The sequence below is a fragment of the Glutamicibacter sp. genome (assembly GCF_050701915.1).
Classification (GTDB): domain Bacteria; phylum Actinomycetota; class Actinomycetes; order Actinomycetales; family Micrococcaceae; genus Glutamicibacter.
In genome coordinates this window covers 281249-305198 of the sequence record NZ_JBOGEG010000002.1, presented here as the reverse complement: position 1 = coordinate 305198, position 23950 = coordinate 281249, and the positions used below count along the sequence as shown (strand labels likewise).

General features: G+C 58.8%; 22 protein-coding genes. 4 read left to right on the top strand and 18 right to left on the bottom strand.

What is annotated here, in order from left to right:
* Position 1 precedes the first annotated feature (1 nt).
* Positions 2 to 568, bottom strand: coding sequence for a ribosome maturation factor RimP (gene rimP, locus ACRDT3_RS03495; protein WP_431491633.1), 567 nt, complete (start codon positions 566 to 568; stop codon positions 2 to 4).
* 175 nt (positions 569 to 743) lie between these two features.
* Here rimP and ACRDT3_RS03490 point away from each other — a divergent pair, with 175 nt between their 5' ends.
* Entirely contained in the window at positions 744 to 1817 is a 1074-nt protein-coding gene (locus ACRDT3_RS03490; protein ID WP_431491632.1) for a hypothetical protein, read from the top strand.
* A gap of 465 nt (positions 1818 to 2282) precedes the next feature.
* Positions 2283 to 2714 carry a hypothetical protein gene (locus tag ACRDT3_RS03485; RefSeq protein ID WP_431491631.1) on the top strand — a complete coding sequence of 144 codons (432 nt, stop codon included), beginning with the start codon at positions 2283 to 2285 and terminating at the stop codon, positions 2712 to 2714.
* Between the two features lie 2 nt (positions 2715 to 2716).
* On the opposite strand, the gene ACRDT3_RS03480 is transcribed toward ACRDT3_RS03485, so the two are convergent.
* The 15 genes from ACRDT3_RS03480 to ACRDT3_RS03410 all read right to left on the bottom strand — a co-directional run bounded on the left by ACRDT3_RS03480 (position 2717) and on the right by ACRDT3_RS03410 (position 19515).
* A complete protein-coding gene (locus ACRDT3_RS03480; protein ID WP_431491670.1) occupies positions 2717 to 3511 on the bottom strand; it encodes a TSUP family transporter in 795 nt (264 codons plus the stop codon).
* 58 nt (positions 3512 to 3569) lie between these two features.
* On the bottom strand, positions 3570 to 5357 hold the full coding sequence (locus ACRDT3_RS03475) for a proline--tRNA ligase (protein ID WP_431491630.1): 1788 nt from the start codon (positions 5355 to 5357) through the stop codon (positions 3570 to 3572).
* A gap of 604 nt (positions 5358 to 5961) precedes the next feature.
* Entirely contained in the window at positions 5962 to 7752 is a 1791-nt protein-coding gene (locus ACRDT3_RS03470) for an NAD(P)/FAD-dependent oxidoreductase (protein WP_431491629.1), read from the bottom strand.
* A gap of 124 nt (positions 7753 to 7876) precedes the next feature.
* Positions 7877 to 9046: a GAF domain-containing protein gene (locus ACRDT3_RS03465; protein WP_431491628.1), complete on the bottom strand. Its 1170-nt coding sequence runs from the start codon at positions 9044 to 9046 to the stop codon at positions 7877 to 7879.
* A gap of 151 nt (positions 9047 to 9197) precedes the next feature.
* Positions 9198 to 9923, bottom strand: coding sequence for a hypothetical protein (locus ACRDT3_RS03460; RefSeq protein ID WP_431491627.1), 726 nt, complete (start codon positions 9921 to 9923; stop codon positions 9198 to 9200).
* 501 nt (positions 9924 to 10424) lie between these two features.
* Positions 10425 to 11174, bottom strand: coding sequence for a hypothetical protein (locus tag ACRDT3_RS03455; protein WP_431491626.1), 750 nt, complete (start codon positions 11172 to 11174; stop codon positions 10425 to 10427).
* A gap of 56 nt (positions 11175 to 11230) precedes the next feature.
* Positions 11231 to 11920: a hypothetical protein gene (locus ACRDT3_RS03450; RefSeq protein WP_431491625.1), complete on the bottom strand. Its 690-nt coding sequence runs from the start codon at positions 11918 to 11920 to the stop codon at positions 11231 to 11233.
* A 99-nt stretch (positions 11921 to 12019) separates the two neighbouring features.
* Positions 12020 to 12832, bottom strand: a complete 813-nt coding sequence (locus tag ACRDT3_RS03445; protein WP_431491624.1) for a GNAT family N-acetyltransferase — start codon at positions 12830 to 12832, stop codon at positions 12020 to 12022.
* Between the two features lie 37 nt (positions 12833 to 12869).
* The gene (ispG, locus tag ACRDT3_RS03440) at positions 12870 to 14036 is read right to left on the bottom strand and encodes a flavodoxin-dependent (E)-4-hydroxy-3-methylbut-2-enyl-diphosphate synthase (RefSeq protein ID WP_417365915.1); all 1167 of its coding nucleotides are present in this window, start codon (positions 14034 to 14036) and stop codon (positions 12870 to 12872) included.
* Between the two features lie 140 nt (positions 14037 to 14176).
* The gene (locus ACRDT3_RS03435; RefSeq protein ID WP_105657266.1) at positions 14177 to 14731 is read right to left on the bottom strand and encodes an NAD(P)H-dependent oxidoreductase; all 555 of its coding nucleotides are present in this window, start codon (positions 14729 to 14731) and stop codon (positions 14177 to 14179) included.
* A gap of 123 nt (positions 14732 to 14854) precedes the next feature.
* Positions 14855 to 15277, bottom strand: a complete 423-nt coding sequence (gene arfB, locus ACRDT3_RS03430; protein WP_431491669.1) for an alternative ribosome rescue aminoacyl-tRNA hydrolase ArfB — start codon at positions 15275 to 15277, stop codon at positions 14855 to 14857.
* A 114-nt stretch (positions 15278 to 15391) separates the two neighbouring features.
* Positions 15392 to 15691 carry a YciI family protein gene (locus tag ACRDT3_RS03425; protein WP_431491623.1) on the bottom strand — a complete coding sequence of 100 codons (300 nt, stop codon included), beginning with the start codon at positions 15689 to 15691 and terminating at the stop codon, positions 15392 to 15394.
* Positions 15692 to 15714: 23 nt separating this feature from the next.
* The gene (locus ACRDT3_RS03420; RefSeq protein WP_431491622.1) at positions 15715 to 17064 is read right to left on the bottom strand and encodes a M50 family metallopeptidase; all 1350 of its coding nucleotides are present in this window, start codon (positions 17062 to 17064) and stop codon (positions 15715 to 15717) included.
* Positions 17061 to 18284 (bottom strand): 1-deoxy-D-xylulose-5-phosphate reductoisomerase, encoded by a 1224-nt coding sequence (gene dxr / locus ACRDT3_RS03415; protein ID WP_431491621.1) that lies wholly within the window; start codon positions 18282 to 18284, stop codon positions 17061 to 17063. The genes ACRDT3_RS03420 and dxr overlap by 4 nt, the downstream gene beginning before the upstream one ends.
* Positions 18285 to 18360: 76 nt before the next feature.
* Positions 18361 to 19515 (bottom strand): acyl-CoA dehydrogenase family protein, encoded by a 1155-nt coding sequence (locus tag ACRDT3_RS03410; protein WP_431491620.1) that lies wholly within the window; start codon positions 19513 to 19515, stop codon positions 18361 to 18363.
* 234 nt (positions 19516 to 19749) lie between these two features.
* Between ACRDT3_RS03410 and ACRDT3_RS03405 the strand changes: the two genes are divergently transcribed.
* Positions 19750 to 20373 carry a TetR/AcrR family transcriptional regulator gene (locus ACRDT3_RS03405; RefSeq protein WP_431491619.1) on the top strand — a complete coding sequence of 208 codons (624 nt, stop codon included), beginning with the start codon at positions 19750 to 19752 and terminating at the stop codon, positions 20371 to 20373.
* Positions 20374 to 20442: 69 nt separating this feature from the next.
* Positions 20443 to 20904: a GNAT family N-acetyltransferase gene (locus tag ACRDT3_RS03400; protein ID WP_431491618.1), complete on the top strand. Its 462-nt coding sequence runs from the start codon at positions 20443 to 20445 to the stop codon at positions 20902 to 20904.
* Positions 20905 to 21135: 231 nt separating this feature from the next.
* Here ACRDT3_RS03400 and ACRDT3_RS03395 read toward each other — a convergent pair whose 3' ends face one another.
* Positions 21136 to 22833, bottom strand: coding sequence for an ABC transporter ATP-binding protein (locus ACRDT3_RS03395; protein WP_431491617.1), 1698 nt, complete (start codon positions 22831 to 22833; stop codon positions 21136 to 21138).
* A complete protein-coding gene (locus ACRDT3_RS03390) occupies positions 22830 to 23900 on the bottom strand; it encodes an ABC transporter permease (RefSeq protein WP_431491616.1) in 1071 nt (356 codons plus the stop codon). Before ACRDT3_RS03390 ends, ACRDT3_RS03395 begins: the two co-directional genes overlap by 4 nt.
* Positions 23901 to 23950: the final 50 nt, after the last annotated feature.

Below are 23950 nucleotides of genomic sequence, written 5' to 3'. Positions count from 1 at the left end.
CTTAGCCCTCCAAATCTTCAGTATCGGCAGTGTCTAGTAGTGCGTCATCGAAGTTCAGCTCTGGATCGACAACAGCTTTACGGATATTTTCAAAGGCATGGGCCGCAGGATCGAGCACCTTGACCTTCATGCCCTTCTTGGCCGGCTCGCGGTGCTCAGCAACCAACACGTCGCCGTCGTTGACCTCAAGCAGGCGCCCGCGAAGCTTCGTGCCGTCGGCCAGCGAAATCTTGACCATGCGGTTGATGGCGCGGATCCAGTGACGCTGGGCAGTCAATGGGCGGGAGAGTCCTGGGGAACTGACTTCGAGTTCGTATGGAGCCGCCGATGCGTAGACGGAGTCCTTGTCCAGAGCGTTGGAGATAGTGGTGGTAACTTCACCAAGTTCATCGAGATTCAGCGTTTCATGTCCGTCGGCCTTGTCGACGATGATCTGCACAATCATCTGCTTGCCGGAGGGACGCAAGGCGACTTCCTCTAGGAGAAGCCCGTGGGATTCTACTTCCTTGGAGAGCAATGCAGTCAGACGCTGCGCTTCCTGTTCGGTATCGGCCGGCATTCCGGTCATGGATATCCTCCCACGCTATTCGATGTTGTCCGTTAAGCCTATATTGCGTTCCGCTCATTGAGAACATCTAAACGGGCACAGGTGAAGGAACTCACGCCCATTTTCTATTCATCGTGGCGCGCGACACCGCCATTGCCCTCTTTACCTGCATTGATCATGGCATGATCGAAACGCTATGACTGAAAAATCGCCTCATTCCTCCCGTCGTACCGACAGGCAAGTACGCCGCGCTCCAGGCTGGATAGCTCCAGCCTTGGCTGGTGCAGTTGCCATTGCCGTGACGTGGGGCATTGGCAGCACTCTCTTCCGCGGCGCCCTGGTTGAGCGGGGCCTTCCGGAACAGGTCAATGAGGCCAGCGCCGATGCGCGCATGATGTGGGAACAAGGAGCAAGGTTGGCAGATCTGGCTTCCCAAGCCCAGGCTTTGTCCACGCTGGCACCCGAAGAAAGTGCTTCAAGGCTGTCCACGCTGGCCGCTTCCCTGTCGCAGGGGTCGGCGCTGCTCGGCGAATTGCGGTTCGATGGCCAAGAGCCCCCAGCGCTGCCGCGCAGCTTCTCCCCCGACGCAGTGGTGGCGCTTGTCACGAATGTCACCGATGCCTCGGCAGCGATGCCTGCCTTTGCAGAGCCGTCGCTGTCCAGGGATTCGGCCCTGGCCCAGATTGCCTTCCAAATCAATCTGGATGCCCGCGGCGCCGTGGCAACTTTGGGAAAAGAGCGTGATCTCGACTTGGCCTTGCCGCTGAGCAAGGTCTCGGGTGAAGAAGAGCAGAAAGACCAGCCAGTAGCCTGCCTGCCTCATGGGGAGCTGTTGGATCCCGCGAAGGTAATCACCGAAGCGCAGAACATCGAGCCAACGGCTGTCGCCCGGGCTCTGGACCGCGGCTACGCACTGGATTTCCTATTGCAGCTCACGGCTGCACGTGGTGCCGATGCATCCAAGGATGCCATTGAAGCTCGACGCAGCGAGTTGGGACGCCAGCTTCGTGGCCTGCGTGCGGCCGTTGATGCCCAGTGCGCAGACCTGCGGGCACCTGCCTACGCATTGCCCGAAGGCGGCCTGGAGGAGCTGACCGCCCTAACCGCGGCGGCCGAAGAGGATTTTGCTGATGCATTGGTCGTAGCAGCGGGAAATACCGATGGTGCGGCCGGCGCTAAAATCTCCGCCGTGGCTTTCCATGCTCTCACGGCCCATCAGGGATCAAATAGTGAATACCGCATCTTGGAAACTGACGGGTCCAAGAAATAGCTTTGGATTCGGCTGTCATTTGACCGAATTTCACACTTCGTTGAATTATCACGAAATAATCACAACGATTAATTGCCCTCAGTCCAAATAGGGTAAGGCTTCGGGCAGGCTCACGGTTCCGCGAAGAGCGCCCAATTCATGGCTGATCAGTATTTTCCGCCCGTACGGCATGGCGAAACTGGCATAATCCATGCAGGTTTTGCGCGGTTAGTCCTTGAATCGATTTATCGGCATTCGTATTTTCTCTCCGCCATGGAATGAGTTCAAAACCATATGAACTTCGTTCCTCTTCCCCTGCTCTCGATATTCGCAGGGAAAGGAGCTATCGTGAATTACAAGTGCTTGAGGTACGGCTTTTAACTCCGATAGCTCGGAGTCGAATTCTCCGCTTTCTGCCACTTATTGGGGAACTATCAACATGTGGCTAGGTCGTCAATTGGAGGTTGGGTAATGTCAGGTCGATTCATGCGTTCGAAGACAGCTGAACTGGTCAGCGAAGTGATCGGTTCAAGGCAAGGTCGTGCGCAACTCAGTTCACATGGTTGGATTCAGGGAATGCCTATTGTCATCGCGCAACCCGAAGAAACCGTCAACGACGTCATGTCGCTCGTCGCAGCGCATCAGCCGCCAGCGTTGATCGCTACGCTCGATCCGGCGAACAACGATTTGTGGTTCCTGTACGTTTCCATCGGTTGCACAGCGTTGAAGGTTGTTGATCCGCTGGAAAGCCACACGACGATTTCCCAACTCTACAAAGCAGCCATGGGTTCTAGCTTCCTGACCTTCAGGATCGCGCAAATGGCGGCCAGTTCCATGGTCCATGCCATCGAACCGCAACATGTCCAGCACTATGCCGGATACCCGCCAATCGACACATCAGCAGTTAGCGGTCGCTAAAGCTATCCGTTGCCGGCAAGGATCAGATCCGAGCCGAGCTTGATGATCAGTGCCGAAACGACTATCACGAAGACGATGCGAATAAAGGCACTACCCTTTGAGATGGCCATCCGCGCCCCGAGATAGCCTCCGAGCATATTCATCAGGCCCATGGCCAGGCCTAATGCTACTAGGACGTGCCCGGTCGGAATGAAGAGCAGCAGAGCACCGGCGTTGGTGCAAAGATTAACGATCTTGGCTTTGGCGGAGGACTGCAAGAAGTTGTAGCCCAGCACCGTCACCATGGCGATGATCAAGAACGATCCAGTCCCGGGACCGATCATCCCGTCGTAGCCGCCAATCACCAGCCCAATGAGGACGGCTCGCAGATAATGCCCATGCCCGGTGTAGCGCAGGCGCGACAGCTCCCCGGCTTTGGGCTTGAGGATCGTGAACAGCAGCACCGCAATGAGCGCTGCGATAATGATGGGCTGGATGGCTTCAGCGGGGAGTATGGTCGCCAGCGCGGCTCCGCCGAAGGCACCGAGCATAGCAGTCAATGCCATCGGTATCGCGGTTTTCAAATCCGGGCTGGTACGCCGGTAATACGTCACCGCACTGGTAGCCGTTCCGAAGATTGAACCCAGCTTATTCGTGGCCAGCGCTTGCACCGGGGTGATGCCCGGGAAAAGAAGCAGCGCGGGCAATTGAATCAGGCCGCCGCCGCCAACAACCGCGTCAATCCATCCAGCGCCCAAGGCTGCAAGAAACAGCAAGACCAGGGGCCAGAAGGAGACGGGTTCACCGTTGACGGACAGCAATTCCAAGAACTCTTGCACCGCGCTACTCCCCTATTCAGTTTTCGGCTGCCGCTGTTTAGGCGGACAGCTCAGCGACAACGTCCTCGACCTTGACATCGCGGCGTTCGCCGGAGGTACGGTCCTTGACCTCAACTACGCCCTCTGCCAGGCCTCGGCCAACAACAACGATGGTTGGGATGCCGATCAGTTCTGCATCGGAGAACTTCACGCCCGCCGAAACCTTTGGACGGTCATCCAGGATAACTTCCAAACCGGCCGCTTCGAACTCGGACGCCAGCTTCTCAGCAGCTTCGAGCAGCTCTGGGCCCTTGCCGGTGACAACCATGTGGATGTCGGCTGGAGCAACCTGCTTTGGCCATGCCAGACCGTTGTCGTCGTGGTATGCCTCAGCGAGTGCGGCTACCGCACGGGTGACGCCAATGCCATAGGAACCCATGGTGACAACCTTCAGCTTGCCGTTCTGGTCCAGGACCCGCAGATCCAGTGCCTCAGCGTACTTGCGGCCAAGCTGGAAGATATGACCCATTTCGATACCGCGCTCGGTGCGCAATGGGCCGGAGCCGTCCGGTGCCGGGTCGCCTTCGAGCACGTTGACCGACTCGATGGTGCCGTCAAAGCCGAAGTCACGCTCGGCCACCAGGCCGAAGACGTGCTTGCCCTTCTCATTGGCGCCGGTGATCCACGGGGTACCGGATACAACGCGTGGATCAACGAAGTAGGTGATGCCGCTGGTGCCTTCGGTACCCAGAACAGCCTGATCCAGGCCGTTGCCTGGGCCGATGTAGCCGGCAATCAATTCCGGGTGCTTAGCCAAGTCTTCACCGTTGGCGGCTTCAACCTGGACCTCGCCGATGATGCCCAGTGGGGCACCTACGGTAGCTTCGACACGCTTGAGGTCCACCTGGCGGTCACCTGGAACACCGATGACTACCAACTGGCGGTTTCCTTCTGGGTCGGTCACCGCCAGAACAACGTTCTTCAGGGTGTCTTTGGCTTCCCAAACGCCGGACTCGCGTGGGCGCAGCTCGTTGGCCGCAGCAACCAAGGTCTCGATAGTCGGGGTATCCGGGGTATCGACAACATCGAACGCAGGTGCGTTGGCGTAATCGATGGACGCTGGAACCACGGTGGTCACGGCCTCGACGTTAGCTGCGTAGCCGCCGGCCGAACGGACGAAGGTATCTTCGCCAATAGCCGTTGGATGCAGGAATTCCTCGGACTTGGAACCGCCCATGGCACCAGCCTGCGCGAAGACCGGAATAACTTCCAGTCCCAGGCGCTCGAAGATCTTCAGGTAGGCGCCGCGGTGAGCCATGTAGGCCTCGTCCAGGCCTTCATCATCGATGTTGAAGGAATAGGAATCCTTCATGATGAATTCGCGGCCGCGCAGCAGGCCTGCGCGCGGACGTGCTTCGTCGCGGTACTTGTTCTGGATCTGGTACAGGTAGACCGGAAGATCCTTGTACGAGTTGTACAGATCCTTCACCAGCAGGGTGAACATTTCCTCATGGGTTGGCGCCAAGAGGTAGTCTGCATCTTTGCGGTCCTTGAGACGGAACAGGCCTTCGCCGTATTCGGTCCAACGGCCGGTCTGTTCGTAAGGTTCACGTGGCAACAGCGCTGGGAAGTGAACTTCCTGGCCGCCGATAGCGTTCATTTCCTCGCGAACGATAGCTTCAACACGCGCAAGGACCTTCAAACCCAACGGCAACCAGGTGTAGATACCCGGGGCCGCACGACGGATGTAACCAGCGCGTACCAGCAACTTGTGGCTGGCGACTTCGGCGTCAACCGGATCTTCACGCAAGGTGCGCAAGAAGGTAGTGGAAAGCTTCAAAACCACTCGGGGTGTCCTTTTCCGTCCGTCGACTTCAGAAATATTTTCGGATGCCGACTAGCTATGCAAAATCAAATGGGTTTTGGCCGCAAATTTGGCCTTAATCAATGCTACAGCTTTCGGCGACTTCCCAATAAATTCAAGGGCTTGCGCGGAACCGTGTTGCGTATATGGGGCTGGACACGTGCCACTGGATGGATGGAGTGCGCTGCAAGATTCCGTCTCGTTGAGGCACTGGCAGCCAAGGACATCCCAGTCCGGTGCCAGTTCAGCGCCGATTTGCCTTGCCAGCACCCGCGGCGCGGCTTTCCCGGAAGCATCGGGCAGCTGGCTTGGCTGTGGCGCACAGGCTGGTTCCCCGACGCCGTTGCGGCAACTGGGTCCGGACCTGATTCAACAACTGCACTGATGCCCCGGTCCTGGAAATCCCCGATTCACCTCAGTTTCCGTTCATTTCGGTATTCGATAGTCTCGCCGCGCTAGTTCAAGAGAAATTCCGGATATAGCGCGAAAGCGCGCGCACGGCGGACCCACGGCGGACCCGGAGGAAGCGCCTAACAGCGCTTGCTCCGGGTCCGGGAATCCGGTTCACGGGCAGGGAACCGGTTTATCAGGATTGATGATAGGTTTCGGCGAGTGCATATACCGGAGTTTCGATTCCCTCGTATCGTGCCTTGAGCTGCAAGCCCAGGTACTTCGAATAGTGCCTGGACTGGTGCAGATTGCCTCCGTGGAACCACAGGTTCTTGACCTTGGTGGGCTTCCACATATTGCGCAGTTCCCCTTGCCATGGGCCCGGATCCTTAGCGGTCCCCGAACCCAGGCCCCAGCATTTCCCGACTTCGTCAGCGACTTCCTGGGAGATGAGCTTCGCAGCCCATCCGTTCATCGAGCCGTACCCGGTGGCGTAGACCACCGCGTCCGCCCGCAGCTGCGTTCCATCGGCCAGCACTACCGAATCTTCGGTCAGGTGCGATACCTCGCCATGGGCCAACGCGATCGATCCGTCGGCCACCAGCTCGCTAGCACCGATGTTGATGTAGTACCCCGAGCCTCGGCGCAGGTACTTGAGAAACAGCCCGGAGCCATCGTCGCCGAAGTCCAGCGCGAATCCCGCATCTTCCAGCGACTTGTAGAATTTTGCATCTTCCTGCTGGATTTTCTCGAAGACCGGCTTGTGGAATTCCGGGAGGACCTTGTACGGGATGGAGGCGAAGATCAGGTCTGCCTTGTTGTGATCTATGCCGGAAGCGAGGGCTTCCTCCGAGTACAGTCCGCCGAGCACATGCTTCATCAGCGATTCGGAGCGCACAATATGCGTGCTGGAGCGTTGCACCATCGTCGGCTTGGCGCCGTTTTGCACCAAATCCGCGCAGATATCGTGTGCGGAATTGTTGGCGCCGATAACCACAACGTTCTTGCCCGCATACCGCTCTCCGCCTGGATGCTTCGAGGAATGATTCTGCTCGCCTTCGAAGATCTCGGCTCCCGGGTACTGGGGAACGTTCGGAATGCCGGACATGCCAGTGGCCAGCACCAGTTGGGTGGGACGCAGGGTCAGCGGAACTCCGTCGCGCTCCACCTCGACGATCCAGCCCTCTCCCTCTGGATCTTGCCGGGCGCTTGTGGCTTCAGTCAGGGACCAATAGTCCAGCTCCATGAGCTTGGTGTAGCTTTCCAGCCAATCCCCCATCTTGTCCTTGGGCGTGAACACCGGCCAGTGGTCGGGAAAATCGATATAGGGCATATGGTCGTACCAGACCGGATCATGCAGGGCCAAGGAATGGTAGCGCGAGCGCCATTGGTCACCGGGACGCGGATGCTTATCGATTACCAGGGCGGGAACACCCATGCGCTTGAGCCGAGCGGCCAAGCCTATGCCGCCTTGGCCGCCGCCGACAATCAGCGTGTAGGGCTGATCGGTGATTCCCAGGGACTGCTGCTGCGCGATCCGCCGATCCAGCCAGTTTTCCTTGCTCATCGCCGAGCCATGCTCAGCTCCCAGTTCGCGGCGCGGTCCAGCAGGCTCGGGGAATTTGCGCAGGCCCTGCGCGGTGCTCAGCAGGGTCCAGGCCTTGCCATCGCGCAAGCGGAGGAATCCAAGCCCGTTGAATGAGTCGTTCTCAAACGTGTACCAGGCTTCAATGACGCCGTCAGCCTCTTGTGCGCTGGTGACTTCGATGTTCCGCGGCCAAGCGCCGCGCTCGACGCCAAGCAGCATCTTCTCGATCCCGTCACGGCCCTCGCTGGTGTGCAGGTTCCATGTCATCGAGGCCAGGTCCCGCCAGTAGCATTCCTCTGAGAATAGCTGCACGGCTGCTGGCGCATCGCCTGCTTCCAATGCTAGCTGCAAGGAATGGAACCAGCTCTGGGCTTGCATCCGCCAATCGTTGTCAGGCATTTTCATCTCATCTCTTCATCGGGATTCAATGGATGGCCATTCTGGCCCTCCGCCACTAATGAAAGAATATGATTTGCATCACAAAAGAAAAGCGTTGCAATAGGTTGCAGCTGCTCCGGGACTGCTAGTGGCTGCTCACCGGGACCACGATCCGGTAGGGACGTGAGGCAATCAGGCCACGCAATTTGGAGCGCAAACGGGATATTTCGGCACGGATGGTGACGTTGGGCGTACTTGCAGGCCACAGGCTCGCCAACTGGCCTGAGCTCACTCCGTGAGGATTCGCCGCCAGCAGCTCAAGGATCTGCCAATGCTTCGCGCTCAAGTTGATGCGCGTTGCCCCGCTGGGCGAATGGACAATGGCTTGCAGCGAAGCGCCTGCGTACAGCTGGAGGCTCACCTGGCCTTCTGCCCTTTGCAGCAGCCAACCTCCCGGTGTCCGCCGCGCATCGATTGACCCCAGCCCGGAAATCCAGTTCCGCCCTTCATCCATGGAGGTCGGCAAATTGAGCTTGGATCCAACACTGTAGCCTTGGGCGGCGGCTATGGAGCCTTGCACGTCGACTAAAACGTACTCGCCTTCGGGCAGTTGGGTGGAAAGCTGGAGTTTCTGCATTTTCAAGGCATGCTCGGTCCGCAGGAATACTTCTGCTTCTTGAGCCGCAGATGAGACCAGAGCCAAGGAGTGCGGATGCGCCGTGCGGAACGATCCTGCCAGCGTGATCGTTCCAATCAACGCCGAGGTGGCAGGATTCATGACCGGCGCTGAGGTGCAGACCCAGTTGTGCTGTTCTTCCCGGGCATGCTCCGGGCCAAAAATCTGCACCGGGGCACGCTCGGCCATCGCCGCGCCGATCCCATTGGTGCCCACGTCGCTTTCGCGCCAGCGTGCACCGGCGACAAATCCGATGCCGTCACTTCGTCGGCGCACCGCAGAGGGCCCGAGTACCCAGAGCACGAATCCTTGCCCGTCGGAGATGACCAGCTGGTTCCCCGCCTGAGTGGCCAAGGAGAGCAAGCGATCCTTGAAGAGCTCGACCAGCCCGTTGAGTTCTTCGTTGGCCTGCCTGCGCTCGAGTATTTCCGCAGATTCCAATGGAATGATGTCTTTGCCAAGTTTGCCGGCTCGGGACCACGAACGCGCCACCACCGGCCGAACGACGTCAGGAATGCACGCGCCTTCAGCCCAGAGCTGGTGCAGCGACTTCAAGCTCCGGGCTTTGAGCGTCGGGTCCTCGCCCGCAATCAAGGCAGCCTCGATGGCTTTGCGCGGCGCACTGTGTTCCAGGGTCATTCATTGAGAATGCCATGCCGAAGAAGCGATGAAAAGGAACTCGGCCAAATCTCTTCCAAATCATGGCATGGCGAAGGCCCCGAGATGCTGATGCCGGATCAGGATCCCGGGGCCTGCGGCCCCAACAGCGACGCTTCGGCGCCGAAACCGATTATTGGGCGTTCCTGGCTTCAGCCAGAGTCTTCTCGGCCAATTGTGTTGCCTGCTCTTGCAGTCCTTCGGCGCCTGGCTGCCCGATGACATTGACCAGGACATAGGTCGAGCCGTCCAAAGCCTGGACGTTCACGCTGTCCTGGACTGCCTTCCCGCCCGTCAAAGTGGTCGTGGAAATGGCCAGTTCATGTGGAGCCTGCGTATCGACGTCCAGCACCATGGACTCAATATCGAGTTGCTGGCCTCCGGACTCCACCTGCATCGTGGAGCATTTGCCGAAGTCATCGAACTCCAGCAGACTTTCAATGGTTTGACTTGTTGCATCGTCCTTCAAGGACAGCAATTGCACCGTGGTGCTGCCTGCAGATTCGGCCACGACCCCTGCTGCCGCATAGGCCTTGCTGAGATCAGTGAAGCTGTTCTCCTTCTGCAGATCGGCACATTCCTTGGGCGAGATGCCCTCAGTCAAGGCGCTCAGGTCCAAGCTGTCCTGCTGCTGCTGCAGCGTGTCGTTGTCGAGCACCTGCGCGCCGTCTTGGCCTTCCATCACCTTGTCGATGACGGCTTTGACCTGCGCGGCATCGAGGGCCTTACCGGATGCCCCCGCGGATTCACTGGTTCCAGTGGATTCTGCAGTGCCGCCGGTTTCGGTGTCTGAACCGGCGCAACCGGTCAAGGCCAGGGCAATTGCTGCGGGCAACACCCAAAGTGAGCTCTTCTTCATGGTGACTTCCTCACGTCGATGACAATTGATCATCTTCAGTATTTCACAAGACGTTGGAAATAAAAGTACTTTCGGGGAGTAATGCCGCGATTCGATTTGAGCACGGATTCACCCCCGTTGCTGGCGCTTTCAGCACGCGGGAAGACGATCGGCAAGGCATGTCGCCAAAACCTGTCACCCGCCGCGGGCGGCAGTCAGCGCCCGGCGGCTGGGTGGGAACGCATCGCGAAAGCATTGAGCATGGACCAGGCACGAGTTCCTGGTTCTGCTCGGCATTGGTGATTCGGGGATTTGCGAACCTCTCCCCCGGGCAGGGTGCAGAAGCACTTGCCGTGTCGCACGGCAAAGCATTGGCGTAGCCACGGCCAGGGAAGACCATGCCTGCGCGGGGCCTGTTGCGCTCACGCTGGACCCCGCTGCTTTAACCATGGCTTGAGTCAATGCAAAAGATGCATCAACGCTGCTGTGCTTGGGACCACTGGGGGTGCCTTCAGCGCTGTCTTATTGCACCGATTCGATTTCAGCGAATGCCTGATCCGCCAGTTCTACTGCCTGTCCAGCCAATTCTGCAGGCTGCTGCGAGCCGGTTTGCAAGGTGACCAGGACGAAGTTGTTTCCGTCCAAGGCCTGCACGGCAACCGAGGTCAAAATCTGGCCGCCACCGGCATCCATTTGCGTGGACATGGTCAACGACTGCTCTGCTTGCACATCCAGCGCTAGGATCTGGCGTTCGGCTTGGATCTCTTGGCCGCCTTGATCGATGGTGACCGTCTTGCAGTCTTCGAGATCATCGAGCGTCAAGGCCTGGGCTACTCTCTTTCGCGTCGCCTCGTCCGTCAGGGAAAACACCTGCACCACCTTGCCCACTGCTTCCGAGGAACTGGTTGCAGTGGCTGCGACAGAGCCAGTTAGATCCGTGACCGAATATTCGGCATTCATGTCGGCGCATTTCTCAGGCTTGATGCCGCTCGGCAAGTTCGCATCCTTGGCAACAGCCAACTGCTTTTGCATTTGCTCGTTGCCAATGACTTGCACAGCCTTGTCGCCTTCTACAATCTGGGAGGCGATGCTCTCAACTTCCTCTGCCGACAGCGCATCCCCGACGGACTGCTCCGCTGGCTGGCTGGGATCCGCCGATGGTGCTTGCGATTCCAGGGAGGCGGAGGGCTCTGGACTCGATCCCGAAGAGCAACCGGTCAAAGCCATCGCAGTGGCCAAAGGCAGTGCCCAGAAGGCTGAACGCTTAATCATAGTTTTCTTCCTGTCGTTGCCGTCCGGCACATCCGTGTGAAGATCAGCGTGGCGCTCTAGTTCAATTGTTCAAGCAACGCCTGCATGGTCTCAGTTGCCGCCTTCAGCTGCTCGGCCGCCGAGTCCTTCGAAGTCGGTTCTTGCAGGCCGATCAACACGTTCGACGTTGCCGAACGGACAATCAGTTGCTGTTCCGTCGACGAGCCGTTGCTGCTCGTTACGACATAGCTTTCATTCATCTCGGCTGGAGAATCGATCGGCTGCTTCGCCAGGTGGTAGGCTCGCGATTCATTGCCGGATTTCACGGTGTACCGGGAGCATCCGGCGTTCTCTTCCAACTTGGCTTCCCACTGTTCCTTCAAGGTTTCCTCGTCCTTGAACAGGGCCACGGTCAAATAGCCATCTTGATATTCGATGGCTCCCATCGTGGAGTTCTTCAACTGCTCTGTAATCGGAGCTGCAAAGGTCACGCCGCATTTGCTGGGCGTGACTTCCATGTTTTCCATCCATTCTTGCGCTGCGGGAATGCTGGAACGGAGCGCCCGGTCATCGAAGACTTTGGCCTTGGGCAAGCCCTTTCCGAATTCGGCAAGCTTGGCCTTAAGTTGCTGGGCATCCATTTGCACCACGGGCAGCGGGCTTGGAGATGCAGAGCTTTCTCCTCCACCGGAGCACGATGCCAGCATCGGTATTGCCAGCAACGCGAGCACGGCCAGAATCTTCTTGGTAGCGATCGCTGCTGGCACTATTCTCCCTGTCCGTGGTTACAACACCTACGAGTCTATGAGATTCGGGTGCGCATGCCGCGTATTAAGAAGCCTCAGGGACGTTTAACCAGCGGTACGCTAGAACAGGATCGTCGCGAAGGTGCCGACCTGTTCAAAGCCGATGCGCTGATAAGTCTTGATTGCAGCGGTGTTGTAGTCGTTGACGTAAAGGCTCACGACTGGCGCAAACTGCATCGCGTAGTCCACTGTGGAGGCCATATAGCCGGCAGCCAAGCCCTGGCCGCGGTACATCGGGTTCACCCAAACACCTTGGATTTGCACTACTTCCTCGGTGACGGTGCCTAAATCAGCCTTGAAAATCACGTTGCCCCGCTGGTCGCAGTCCATCAGCGTGTGCCCCTCACGAATTAACTGGCGTACACGGTTGCGGTAGAAGCTTCCCCCGTTTTCCAACGGTGAATATCCAAGTTCTTCTTCAAACATGGCAGCACTGGCGGGCAAGACCAGATCGAATTCTTGTACCTGAGCCGGGCGAAGCCGGTTACGGCGAATTCCCGCAGGGTTTTGGGTGATGGCCATTAATGGCTGATTTTCCCGGACATCAAAAATTTCTTGCGGACCGTCCCGCAAGACATCATGCATGGCCAGAACGGTTTCTGCCGGTCCGAATACCGAGGCGAATCGCTGTCGGGAATCGATGGCATGCATAGCGTATTTCTGGGCATCGGACTCCGGCATGGCGGTGGGCGCCATATTGGCGCCCACCCAGCATGCCGATTCAAGGCCTTCGCTGCCGTCCAAGCCAACGATATGGGCAAACCCATCTGGGACCGCTGACCGGTGGATGCTCACCTGCGAACGGGTGAATATATTGGCGACGGGGTCACGATCGAGCAGCTCAATGAGGGCGGTCGTATCACGACGGCCCAAGATGCGCGGCTCTCCCTCGACGCTTCGTCGGCTAGTTCTAGCTGACGGAGACCACGGGAGAACCCGAGGAAGGATTCTCGTCATTGTCCAGTCCCATTTCTGCTGCCAAACGGTTGGCTTCTTCAATCAAAGTCTCGACGATTTGATCTTCTGGGACGGTCTTGATGACTTCACCCTTAACGAAGATCTGCCCCTTGCCATTGCCGGAGGCAACACCGAGGTCAGCGTCGCGGGCTTCGCCCGGTCCGTTGACAACGCAGCCCATTACGGCCACGCGCAGTGGAGCCTTCATGCCTTCGAGCCCAGCGGTAACCTGCTCGGCCAAGGTGTAGACATCCACCTGGGCACGGCCGCAGGATGGGCAAGACACGATGTCCAGCTTGCGAGGGCGCAGGTTCAGCGATTCCAGAATCTGGTTGCCGACCTTCACCTCTTCTACCGGTGGAGCGGACAGCGATACGCGAATGGTGTCGCCAATGCCCTTCGAGAGCAGTGCACCGAAAGCGGTGGCGGATTTGATGGTGCCCTGGAACGCTGGACCGGCTTCGGTCACGCCCAGGTGCAGTGGCCAGTCGCCACGTTCTGCCAGCATCTCGTAGGCACGGACCATGATCACAGGGTCGTTGTGCTTTACCGAGATCTTGAAGTCATGGAAGCCGTGCTCTTCAAACAGGGAAGCTTCCCAAACAGCCGATTCAACCAGCGCCTCAGGGGTGGCCTTGCCGTACTTCTGCAGCAAGCGGCGATCCAGCGAGCCAGCATTGACGCCGATGCGAATGGAGGTGCCGTGGTCCTTGGCGGCCTGTGCGATTTCCTTGACCTGGTCATCGAACTGGCGGATATTGCCTGGGTTCACGCGCACCGCGCCACAGCCTGCCTCGATGGCAGCGTAGACGTACTTTGGCTGGAAGTGGATATCTGCGATCACCGGGATCTGCGACTTCATCGCAATGATCTTCAGCGCTTCCGCATCCTTGTCCGTTGGGCAGGCAACACGCACGATGTCACAGCCGGCAGCGGTCAGCTCAGCGATCTGCTGCAAGGTGGCGTTGATGTCGTAGGTCTTGGTGGTGGTCATCGACTGAACCGAAATCGGCGAGTCGGAGCCGACGCCTACGGATCCAACCTGGAACTGGCGAGTCTTGCGACGTGGTGCGAGTACCGGCGGTGGGCCTGCCGGCATGCCTAGGCTGACCGAAGTCAATGGACGCCTCCGAATAGGTTGTGGGTATTTCTCTAGTCCAAGTATGTCACCGTATCGCGGTGAGCGGGTACTCATGCGAGAAAGGCCACGGTTACCGTGGCCTTTCTTGCACTGTTGAGCTGCTGGGGGGCTGCGAAAGCCTAGTTGGCTTCGGCGATTTCCTTGATGCTGCTCAGCACGCCAGAGACCTGCTCGACAACTTCAGCGTCATCCTTTGGGTGCAGTTCAGCGAAGCGTACTACCGAGTTAGGGATAGCCAGCTTGACGTTTTCCAGCACGTTGGCGCCGGCAATGTTCAGTGCCTTGCGCGCTTCGTCCTGCGCCCAGACGCCGCCGTACTGTCCGAAGGCGGTGCCGACGACCACGGTAGGCATGTCCTTCAGTGCACCGGCACCGAAGGGGCGGGACAGCCAGTCAATGGCGTTCTTCAGGACAGCTGGCATGGTGCCGTTGTACTCCGGAGTGACCAGCATCAGCGCATCGGCGTCGCCTGCCGCGTCGCGCAGGGCCTGGGCGGCGGCAGGAACGCCACCTTCCACGTCGTGGTCCTCGTTGTAGAAAGGAATGTTCTCCAAGCCGCTGAACACGGAAACTTCCATGCCTTCAGGTGCGTTGTGCGAAGTTGCTTCGGCCAGCTGCTGGTTGGTCGAACCGTTGCGCAGGGAACCGACGAGGGTGAGGACCTTGGTGGTCATAGGGTGTTCTCCTAAAGGCAGAAAAAATAGAAAGCTGACGCTTCACCTACTTTCAACCGTTTCACCACCCCAAGCATTCCGCACAGCAAAGTGACATGAGGCACATCCGCTGAGCGTTGGGGATCAATCCATCCCTGGTTTGCGACGAAGTTGCTTCGTGGCCGAGCGATTAGCTTTGGCATTCAGCCTGCGCCGGTGAGATCCGCGGGTAGGTTTTGTTGCCTTGCGCGCCGGTGCATCCGGTGCCAGCGCTCTTTCTACGATGCGCCCCAACTTCTCTAGGGCGAGCTGGCGGTTGCGCCATTGCGATCGTTCTTCGGCGGCAGTCACGACGATAGCCCCTGCCACCAAGCGAGGGCCGAGTTTCCCCAGCAAGCGCTGACGCTGCCAGTCGGACAAGGCCCGTGAAGCGCCAATGACCCAGGAAAGTTCCACCCGGGAGTCAGAGGTATTCACATGCTGCCCGCCGGGGCCCGAGGAACGGGAGAAATGCCAGTTCAGCTCTGCTGCAGGGATCGCCAGCGCTGACGTGATCTGCACATCCATGATGGTTTCCACTTCCTCTCCCCTACCAGTCTGAGCCATCCAAGCCGTTTAATGCAGTCAGCCTCCGCCGCTCTTGGAGAAGAACAGCAGAGGCTGGCGCAAGGGAACTATCGCCTAGGACGCGAAATCCTTTAGCAGGCCCATTACCGGGTTCCATTCGGTGACGGTGGCCGAGCCGACTCCGCCAACCTTCTGGAACGGATCGTTGGAAAGCACTTCGTTCAACGCCGCTTGCGATTCTGCCGCGAAGACCAGCAGCGCGCCGTCGTTGACCGGGGTTGGCCCCGAAGCAAGAAGGCGTACCGCGCCTTCGCCGAGGAAACCGCTGAGGTACTCGCGGTGTGCTGGACGGTGTTCATTGCGCAGCTCGGTGGAGTTCTCGGCGTACGCGTATTCAACAGCATAAACAGTCATGCCTACAGCATATTTCTCCCTGCTTAGAACAGCTGTATCGGCTTGAAGATATCCGCGTATATTAAGAGCCCGCCCATGACCAGCATCGCTACCACCACGACATAAGTCAGCGGCAAGAGCTTGACCGTGTCGACGGGCCTGACTTTCTTGATCTTGAAGATCCGGGCAACCGTGCGCTTCAGTCCCTCATACAGCGCGCCCACCACATGCCCGCCATCCAGCGGCAACAGCGGGATCAGGTTGAAGGCGAACAAGGCCAAGTTCAAACCGCCTACCAGTGACAGCAAGGTTGCGAATTTATCAGCTACCGAGATGGATTCCTCCGCACTGATCTCTCCGGCGATGCGTCCTACGCCCACGATGGACACCGGCCCGTTGGGATCGCGTTCCTCGCTGCCAAAGGCAGCCTGGGCGACATCCACCATGCGCTGGGGCAAGTGCAAGATGACATCGCCAATTCTCAGCAGCTGATCCCCGATCACGCCGGGAACCGCACTCAGGGGCTGGGTCAGGTCCCGCTGCAAGGAGCCCATCCCGACGAAACCGACCTTGGTCATGATGTATTCGCCCTGCTCGTCGAGCAGTACGTAACCATTTTCGTCAGTCGCCGGGCGTTCCGTCAGGTACGGGGTCAGCTCAGTAGTGCGGTTCTGCCCGTCGCGAGCATACTCCAGGGTTATAGGTTCTCCTGGATGATCGCGGATGACATCGGTGAGCTTATTCCATTCAGCCTCTGCGACAGCCGTGCCGTTTACGGCAGTAATCGTATCCCCTGGCAGGAGACCGGCTTCATAGGCCGGCGCCGGGACATCCTTGTCGGTGCATTCGGTCTGTTCTGCGTCCTGTGCGCTGGCAATGCACTGATACACCTCGGAGACTGTGGTGGTCGGCGTGGCCTGGCCGAAGCTAGTCAGCACAATGGCGATGACCACGAACCCGATGACCAGGTTCATGAATGGGCCACCGAGCATGATGATGACGCGCTTGTAGATCGGCAGCTGGTAGAACAATCGGCCTTCATCGCTTGGCAGGACGTTCTCGTTAGCCTGGGAGCGCGCGTCATCGACCATCTGGCCGAAGACCTTGTGGAAGAGATTCGGCTTCTTCCCCGGAGCACCCGAGGCGACCTGGTCACGTGGAGGGTACATGCCCACCATCGAGATGTAGCCGCCCAGGGGCAGGGCCTTGATGCCGTATTGGGTTTCACCTCGTTTGAAGGAAACCAGCGTTTTGCCAAAACCGATCATGTACTGCGGAACGCGCAGCTTGAACAATTTCGCGGGTACCAGGTGCCCGATTTCATGCAGTGCAATGGACAGCCCGACGGCTACCACCATGAATAGGACGCCGCCGATGAACAGCAATGCACTCATGCTTTCGCCCCAATGATCTTCGTTGCATGGGCGCGGGCCCAACGGTCCGTTTCCAGCACTGTTTCGACCGAAAGCGCGGCGCTCACCGGGGTGTACTCATCCAAGGCGCGTTCCACGGTCTCAACAATGTCGGTGAAGCGGATCTTTCCATCATGGAAGGCATCCACTGCAATCTCGTTGGCAGCGTTATAGACAGCCATATGCGTTCCCGACGACGCAGCAGCCTGTTTGGCAAGCTTAACAGCGCTGAAGACCTCCTCATCCAGTGGTTCAAAGGTCCAGCTTGCTGCGGTGGAGAAATCGCAAGCCTTCGCAGCACCAGCAACCCGATGCGGCCAATTGATGCCCAAAGCGATAGGCAGGCGCATATCCGGCGGCGATGCCTGGGCAATCACCGAACCGTCGATGAACTCCACCATCGAGTGGATGATGGACTGGCGATGCACCACAGGCTCGATCTTTTCCAGTGGTACGTCGAAAAGCAGGTGGGCTTCGATGACTTCCAAAGCCTTATTGACCATGGTGGCCGAGTTGGTAGTGACCATGCGCCCCATGTCCCAGGTTGGGTGAGCTAGCGCCTGGGCGGGGGTGACATCACGCAGCTGCTCGTAGCTGTGGCCGAAGAATGGGCCGCCAGAGGCAGTCACCAGCAGCTTAGCCACTTCCTCGGGGGCGCCAGAGCGCAGGGCCTGGGCGAGGGCGGAGTGCTCGGAGTCAACGGGCGAGATCTGGCCTGGTGCCGCGATCCGCTTGACTACCTGGCCTCCGATAATCAGCGATTCCTTGTTGGCCAGTGCCAGCAGGTGGCCGGCTTCCAAGGCAGCAATGGTCGGAGCTAGGCCAATGGCACCGGTTATGCCATTGAGGACTACGTCAGCCTCGGCGAAAGCGGCAACCTCGGTTGCCGCATGCGCGCCGGCCACCAGCTCGGGATTGTATCCGGTAACCGATGCATCGTCTGCGGCTCGCTTGATGGCCGAGGCAAGCTCTTCCTTGGATTCCACGGCGCTGCCAACCATCGCAGGACGGTGCTTAATCGCTTGGCGAGCCAGTAATTCAAGGTTGTACCCACCGGACAGGGCTGCCACGGAGAATTGCCCGGATGCGTTTTCGATGACGTCCAGTCCCTGGGTACCGATGGAACCAGTGGAACCGATCAGGCTGACTCGACGGGGATGTCCGGCTGGAATGAAAGTTTTCTGGGAGCTCACCTTACCCATTATGGTTCGTTTTACTGTGAGCGCCCAAAGAGCGCCACACCCCGAAATCAGGATGCAGCGCCCCCTGTTGCAAGAATCAGAGACCTAAGCTGCGGGCAATGAGCATCTGCTGGACCTGCGTGGTTCCTTCACCAATTTCCAGGATCTTCGAATCACGGTAGTGGCGTGCCACCAATGACTCATTCATGAATCCGTAGCCGCCAAAGATCTGGGTAGCATCACGGGCGTTGTCCATCGCCGCTTCGCTGGCAATCAGCTTGGCGTGCGCGGCTTCAATCTTGAAGTCCTTGCCGGCGAGCATCTTCGCCGCTGCCGCGTAGTAGGCCAAGCGGGCTGTGTGGGCGCGCGAAGCCATGCGGGCGATCATGAAGGAGATGCCCTGATACTGGCCGATGGCCTGGCCGAAGGAAGTACGGGTCTTGGCATATTTCACCGCCTCGTCGAGGCAGCCCTGGGCAGCTCCGGTGGCCAGCGCGGCGATGGCGATACGTCCTTCGTCGAGGATTTCCAAGAAGTAGGCGTATCCGCGTCCGCGCTCGCCAAGCAGGTTCTCCTCTGGAACTCGCACGCCGCTGAAGCTCAGCGGATGGGTGTCACTGGCACGCCAACCCACCTTGTCATATGCCTTCTCCGCGGTGAATCCCTCGGTGCCTGTCGGCACTATGATTGCCGAGATTTCCTTCTTGCCGGTTGCTTCATCGACGCCGGTGACGGCGGTGGCTGTGACAAGGGAGGTGATGTCGGTACCGGAGTTGGTTATGAATTCCTTGGCGCCATCAATGACCCATTGGCCATTTTCCAGTTTCGCCTTGGTCAAGGAAGCTGAGGCGTCGGAGCCGGAGCCGGGTTCGGTCAGGCCAAAACCGGCCAAGCGTTCGCCGGCGGCCAGGGCAGGCAGCCATTTCTGCTTCTGTTCCTCGCTGCCAAAGCGGTAAATCGGCATCGCGCCCAGGGAGACGCCGGCTTCGAGAGTGATGGCTACCGACTGGTCTACCTTGCCCAGCTCTTCGAGCGCCAGCGCGAGGTGGAAGTAGTCGCCGCCGGAACCACCGTATTCTTCGGAGACTGGCAGCCCAAAGAGACCCATCTGCCCCATTTGCTTGACGATGTCATAGGGGAATGCATGGTTGGCATCGTTCTGCGCGCTCTGCGGGGCAACGACTTCTTGGGCGAATTCGCGGACCATGTCGACCAGGTCTTGATACTGATCGTCGAGTTCGAGGTCAATCATCAGGCTCTCTCTTCGTTGAGGGACGAACCGGCACCGGCTGCGGGGTGTGCATTAACCGGTGGCGGTCATGTTCTGCGCTTGGTGCGTGAGTTTCTTGGAAGCACACGCCGCGACGCGTATGGTTAATATTTATTAACTGGTTACTGCCTACGGGTGGGTAAACAGCTACATTTTTGACAGTAGTGGCAGCCGTCACACTTGTCCAGACCGAGGCTTGGCAAACGTAAGGAGTTGATGGTGTTGGCGAGCAAATATCAATCGCTCAATGAACCAACAGATCGTGAGCGCGCCAAAGCTGAACGACGTGAAGCACTCTTACGCGAAGCCACCCGGCTGTTCGCCTTGAATGGCTACGCGGGCGTTTCCCTGGAAGATCTCGGCGCTGCCTGCGGCATCTCCGGTCCGGCCGTGTACCGCCATTTCGCCGGCAAGCAGGCAGTGCTCATCGCTCTGCTAGTAGATATGTCCAAAGACATCTATGCCGGGGGTTGCGCGGCTACGGAAGCCGGTGGCACTGCCCTGGAGGTGCTTTCGCGTCTGGTTGATTTCCACACTGATTTCTCGCTGTCCCGCCCGGACATTTTGCAGGTCCAAGACCGTGATTTGAAATCGCTTCCGAAGACCGAACTGGCATTAGTCCGTAAACTCCAGAACTCCTATATCGGGCTCTGGACTACCGAACTGGCCAAGTTGCATCCCACCGGAAGCAAGCAGTCGCACCGATTCCGCGCGCACGCCGTCTTCGGCTTGCTGAACTCGACTGCTCATTCCGCCCACTCGCCGAGGACTAAAAAGTCCGGCCTGAAGCCGTTATTGTCCAATATGGCACTCGCCGCACTCACTTCCCCGGTAGTGTAGGTTTCAAGCCATTGTTCACTGGCGTGCCAATACCGGCACGCTGACCCATACGATTGAAAGGCCTTTATCGTGCAGCTACGTGAAGTCCGCCCTTCCGACTTGGACGCATTCTTCGCTCACCAGCAAGAACCCGAGGCGAACCTCATGGCCGCTTATCAGGCGCGTAACCCAGCCGACCGCGCGGTATTCGACCACCACTGGAACTCGATTTTGAACGATCCGAATGTTCTGGTTCGCACCATCGAGCATGAGGGCGAAGTCGTTGGATCCATCCTGGTCTTCGACGGCGAAGTACCAGAGATCAATTTCTGGACTTCGACCAAGTACTGGGGCAAGGGACTGACCACCAGCGCGGTAGACGCATTCCTCGCTGAATACACCAAGCGCCCATTGACCGCGCACGTGGTCCAGGACAATCTAGGTTCCATCAAGGTCTTGGAACGTCGCGGATTCAAGACCGTTGGCACCGAGCAGATTTTCTCCAACGCCCGTGCTGAGGTCGTCACCGAAAACGTCATGCAGCTGGACTAGTTCCCATAGGCAATAAGCAAGAGCTGGCTCTCAATAGAGAGCCAGCTCTTGCTTACTTAACGGATCACAACCTTCGAGGTCAGCGTTGACGCTTTCCTCGATGAGTATCTTTCCGTGCGGATTCAGAGAGCTTTCTTCCACCCTGGCCACCTGTCCTGGGTAGCCGAAAGGGGCACGCTTCCAATGTCAGATTTGGAAACGCGCCCCTTTGCTCGCTGTTCAGCTCAATACTTACTTCGTGCTGTTCAACAAGCGCCAGGCCTCACGGCGTACTGCCTGCTCATGCGGATCCGGAACCGGTGCCGCGGCCAATAGGCGCTTGGTGTAATCGTGGGTCGGGGCATGCAGCACGGTGTCCACCATGCCCTGCTCAACTGCCCTGCCGGACTGCATCACAACGACCGCGTCAGCGAGCATGTCCACCACAGCCAGGTCATGGCTGACGAAGAGGCATGCGAAGTTGAAGTCCCGTTGCAGATCCTGAAGCATTTCCAATACGACTGCCTGAACCGAAACGTCCAAAGCGCTAGTTGGCTCATCGGCAATCAGCAGCTCTGGGTTCAAGGTCAGCGCACGAGCAATGCAAACACGTTGACGCTGGCCGCCCGAGAGCTCGTGGGGGTATCGGTTGATCACGTTGCGCGGCAGCTTCACCGCGTCGAGCAGTTCTTCAGCTCGCTTGATGCGCTCGGCTTTGCTGCCAACCTTGTGAACCACCATGGGTTCGGTGATGCAATCTCCGATAGGGAAACGCGGGTTCAAGGATGCGGCCGGGTCCTGGAAGATAACGCCGATTTCCTTGCGAACCTTGCGGGCTTCCTTCGGGGAAAGCTTCGGCAGGTCGTGGCCCTTGACCGACAAGGTTCCGCTAGCCACGGGCAATAGACCGAGCACAGCCTTGGCGATGGTGGATTTGCCAGAGCCGGATTCGCCCACAATGCCTAGAACTTCGCCCTTGGCAACATCAAAGCTCACGTTTTCCACGGCGCGGAAGATCTTTCCTCGCATGTCGTATTCCAGCACGAGGTCCTTGGCTTCCAGCACCAGTTCCCGTCCTGGAGGGGCAGTTGCGGAGCTGTGCGGGGCGGCCACGGTGGTAACAACTGGAGCAGACAAGCGCGGCACCGCTGCCAGCAGGCGCTGGGTGTATGGATGTTCTGGGCGCAGCAGAACCTGCTCCACGGTGCCGGTCTCGACGAGGTTGCCCTGGAACATCACGGCCACTTCATCGGCCATATCCGCAACAACACCCATGTTGTGGGTGATCAGCAAGATGCCGGTGTTCAGCCGATCCTTCAACTCGCGCAACAGATCGAGGATTTCAGCCTGCACCGTCACATCCAGTGCGGTGGTTGGCTCATCGGCGATGATCACCTTTGGATCGCAGGATATCGCCATGGCAATGACGATACGCTGGCGCTGGCCGCCGGAGAACTGGTGCGGGTACTGCTTGATGCGCTTGGCCGGGTCCGGGATGCCCACCATGTCCAGCAGCTCGATGGCGCGATCAGTTGCTTCCTTGCCGTGGGCAATGTCGTGCAGTTCCAGCGCCTCAGTCAACTGGCGCTCAATGGTCAGCACCGGGTTCAGCGCGGTCATTGGCTCCTGGAAGACCATCGCGATGTCGGTGGCGCGCATCTTGCGGAGCTTGCCTTCATCCAGGCCAACCACGTTGACGTTGCCTACCTTGGCGACGCCTGAGACGTTGGCGTTCTCTGGCAGCAGGCCCATCGCCGCAGTCGAGGTGACGGACTTGCCGGAACCGGACTCGCCGACCAGTGCCACGACTTGCCCCGGGCGTACGGTCAGGGACAATCCCTTGACCGCGTGGACGTCTGCACCAGAGGTTGCAAAGACGACATCGAGGTCGGTGAAGCTCAGCGCGAAGCCTTCTGAGCCTTGTTCGTTCATCGGTGCTGCATGGCTCATGGCTTCTCCTTGCGAGTTGGAAGGGCAAACAGCCCTGCGCGGCGGCGTCGTTTCTTTCCGATTTGGCGCGGGTCAAACGCATCGCGCAAACCGTCACCCAAGAAGTTCACCGACAGGGCGATGGTAACGATGATCATGCCTGGCCACCAGAACAAATACGGTCGGGTGGTGAAGGCATTCTGGTACTGGCTGATCAGCAGGCCCAGCGAGGATTCCGGAGCCTTCACGCCGAAGCCCAGGTAGGACAGCGAGGACTCCAGCAGGATCGCGCCAGCGATCGCGAAGGTAGCGTTCACGATGATCACGCCCATGGTGTTCGGGATCAGGTGCTTGAAGATCACGCGGCTGGTCTTCGAGCCCATGGCCTGGGCTGCAGCAACGTATTCGCGTTCGCGAAGCGAAAGGATTTCGCCGCGAACCAGTCGGGCCAAGCCGGTCCAGGTCACCAAGCCGAGCACCAGGGCCAGGATGATGATGGAGCCGGTGGAAGCACCAGCCATCTTGCCAAGAACAGCGGCCAGGACCAGCAGCGGGATCACGATGAACAGGTCAGTGATGCGCATCAGGATTTCGTCGACCCAACCGCGGAAGTAACCGGCGACAGCACCGATAACGGTTCCCAGGAAGGTGGCGACCAAGCCTACCACAACGCCGATAATGATGGACTTCTGCGTTCCATTCATGACCAGGGCGAAGTAGTCCTTGCCGACCGAGTCCTGCCCGAAGGGGTGCTCGCCAATGCGGATGCCTTCACCGCCGAGCCAGGTAGGAACCAGGCTCAAGGTCGGCTTGCCGCCATCCACAACGGCTCCGGCGTGGTAGAAGTTCTGTCCCCACCAGCCGGGCAATGGCCCCCAGCCGATGGAGCTGAAAGCGAAAACGGTGATGACGACCAGGATGACCGTGGAAATCATCGCCGGCTTGTGGCTGACGAAGCGCTCGAAAACAATGCGTCCCTGGCTCTTCGGCTTTTCGTGGATTTGGGCAAGCTTGGCGTCTTCCACCTCGGCCACGGAAGTCAGGTTCTGCGGCTCGTGCTCGTTCAAGTTCTTGTTCGGGGTGCTCATCGCTGGTCCTTAGGGTTGCAGGCATGAAGGATGTTCATTGGTCCATGCCT

What these genes read in the sequence shown, in the direction of transcription:
- rimP (WP_431491633.1), bottom strand. Translation starts at nt 568, where the DNA reads ATGACCGGAATGCCGGCCGATACCGAACAGGAAGCGCAGCGTCTGACT.
- ACRDT3_RS03490 (WP_431491632.1), top strand. Translation starts at nt 744, where the DNA reads ATGACTGAAAAATCGCCTCATTCCTCCCGTCGTACCGACAGGCAAGTA.
- ACRDT3_RS03485 (WP_431491631.1), top strand. Translation starts at nt 2,283, where the DNA reads ATGCGTTCGAAGACAGCTGAACTGGTCAGCGAAGTGATCGGTTCAAGG.
- ACRDT3_RS03470 (WP_431491629.1), bottom strand. Translation starts at nt 7,752, where the DNA reads ATGCCTGACAACGATTGGCGGATGCAAGCCCAGAGCTGGTTCCATTCC.
- ACRDT3_RS03465 (WP_431491628.1), bottom strand. Translation starts at nt 9,046, where the DNA reads ATGACCCTGGAACACAGTGCGCCGCGCAAAGCCATCGAGGCTGCCTTG.
- ACRDT3_RS03460 (WP_431491627.1), bottom strand. Translation starts at nt 9,923, where the DNA reads ATGAAGAAGAGCTCACTTTGGGTGTTGCCCGCAGCAATTGCCCTGGCC.
- ACRDT3_RS03455 (WP_431491626.1), bottom strand. Translation starts at nt 11,174, where the DNA reads ATGATTAAGCGTTCAGCCTTCTGGGCACTGCCTTTGGCCACTGCGATG.
- ACRDT3_RS03435 (WP_105657266.1), bottom strand. Translation starts at nt 14,731, where the DNA reads ATGACCACCAAGGTCCTCACCCTCGTCGGTTCCCTGCGCAACGGTTCG.
- arfB (WP_431491669.1), bottom strand. Translation starts at nt 15,277, where the DNA reads ATGGATGTGCAGATCACGTCAGCGCTGGCGATCCCTGCAGCAGAGCTG.
- ACRDT3_RS03425 (WP_431491623.1), bottom strand. Translation starts at nt 15,691, where the DNA reads ATGACTGTTTATGCTGTTGAATACGCGTACGCCGAGAACTCCACCGAG.
- ACRDT3_RS03420 (WP_431491622.1), bottom strand. Translation starts at nt 17,064, where the DNA reads ATGAGTGCATTGCTGTTCATCGGCGGCGTCCTATTCATGGTGGTAGCC.
- dxr (WP_431491621.1), bottom strand. Translation starts at nt 18,284, where the DNA reads ATGGGTAAGGTGAGCTCCCAGAAAACTTTCATTCCAGCCGGACATCCC.
- ACRDT3_RS03410 (WP_431491620.1), bottom strand. Translation starts at nt 19,515, where the DNA reads ATGATTGACCTCGAACTCGACGATCAGTATCAAGACCTGGTCGACATG.
- ACRDT3_RS03405 (WP_431491619.1), top strand. Translation starts at nt 19,750, where the DNA reads ATGGTGTTGGCGAGCAAATATCAATCGCTCAATGAACCAACAGATCGT.
- ACRDT3_RS03395 (WP_431491617.1), bottom strand. Translation starts at nt 22,833, where the DNA reads ATGAGCCATGCAGCACCGATGAACGAACAAGGCTCAGAAGGCTTCGCG.
- ACRDT3_RS03390 (WP_431491616.1), bottom strand. Translation starts at nt 23,900, where the DNA reads ATGAGCACCCCGAACAAGAACTTGAACGAGCACGAGCCGCAGAACCTG.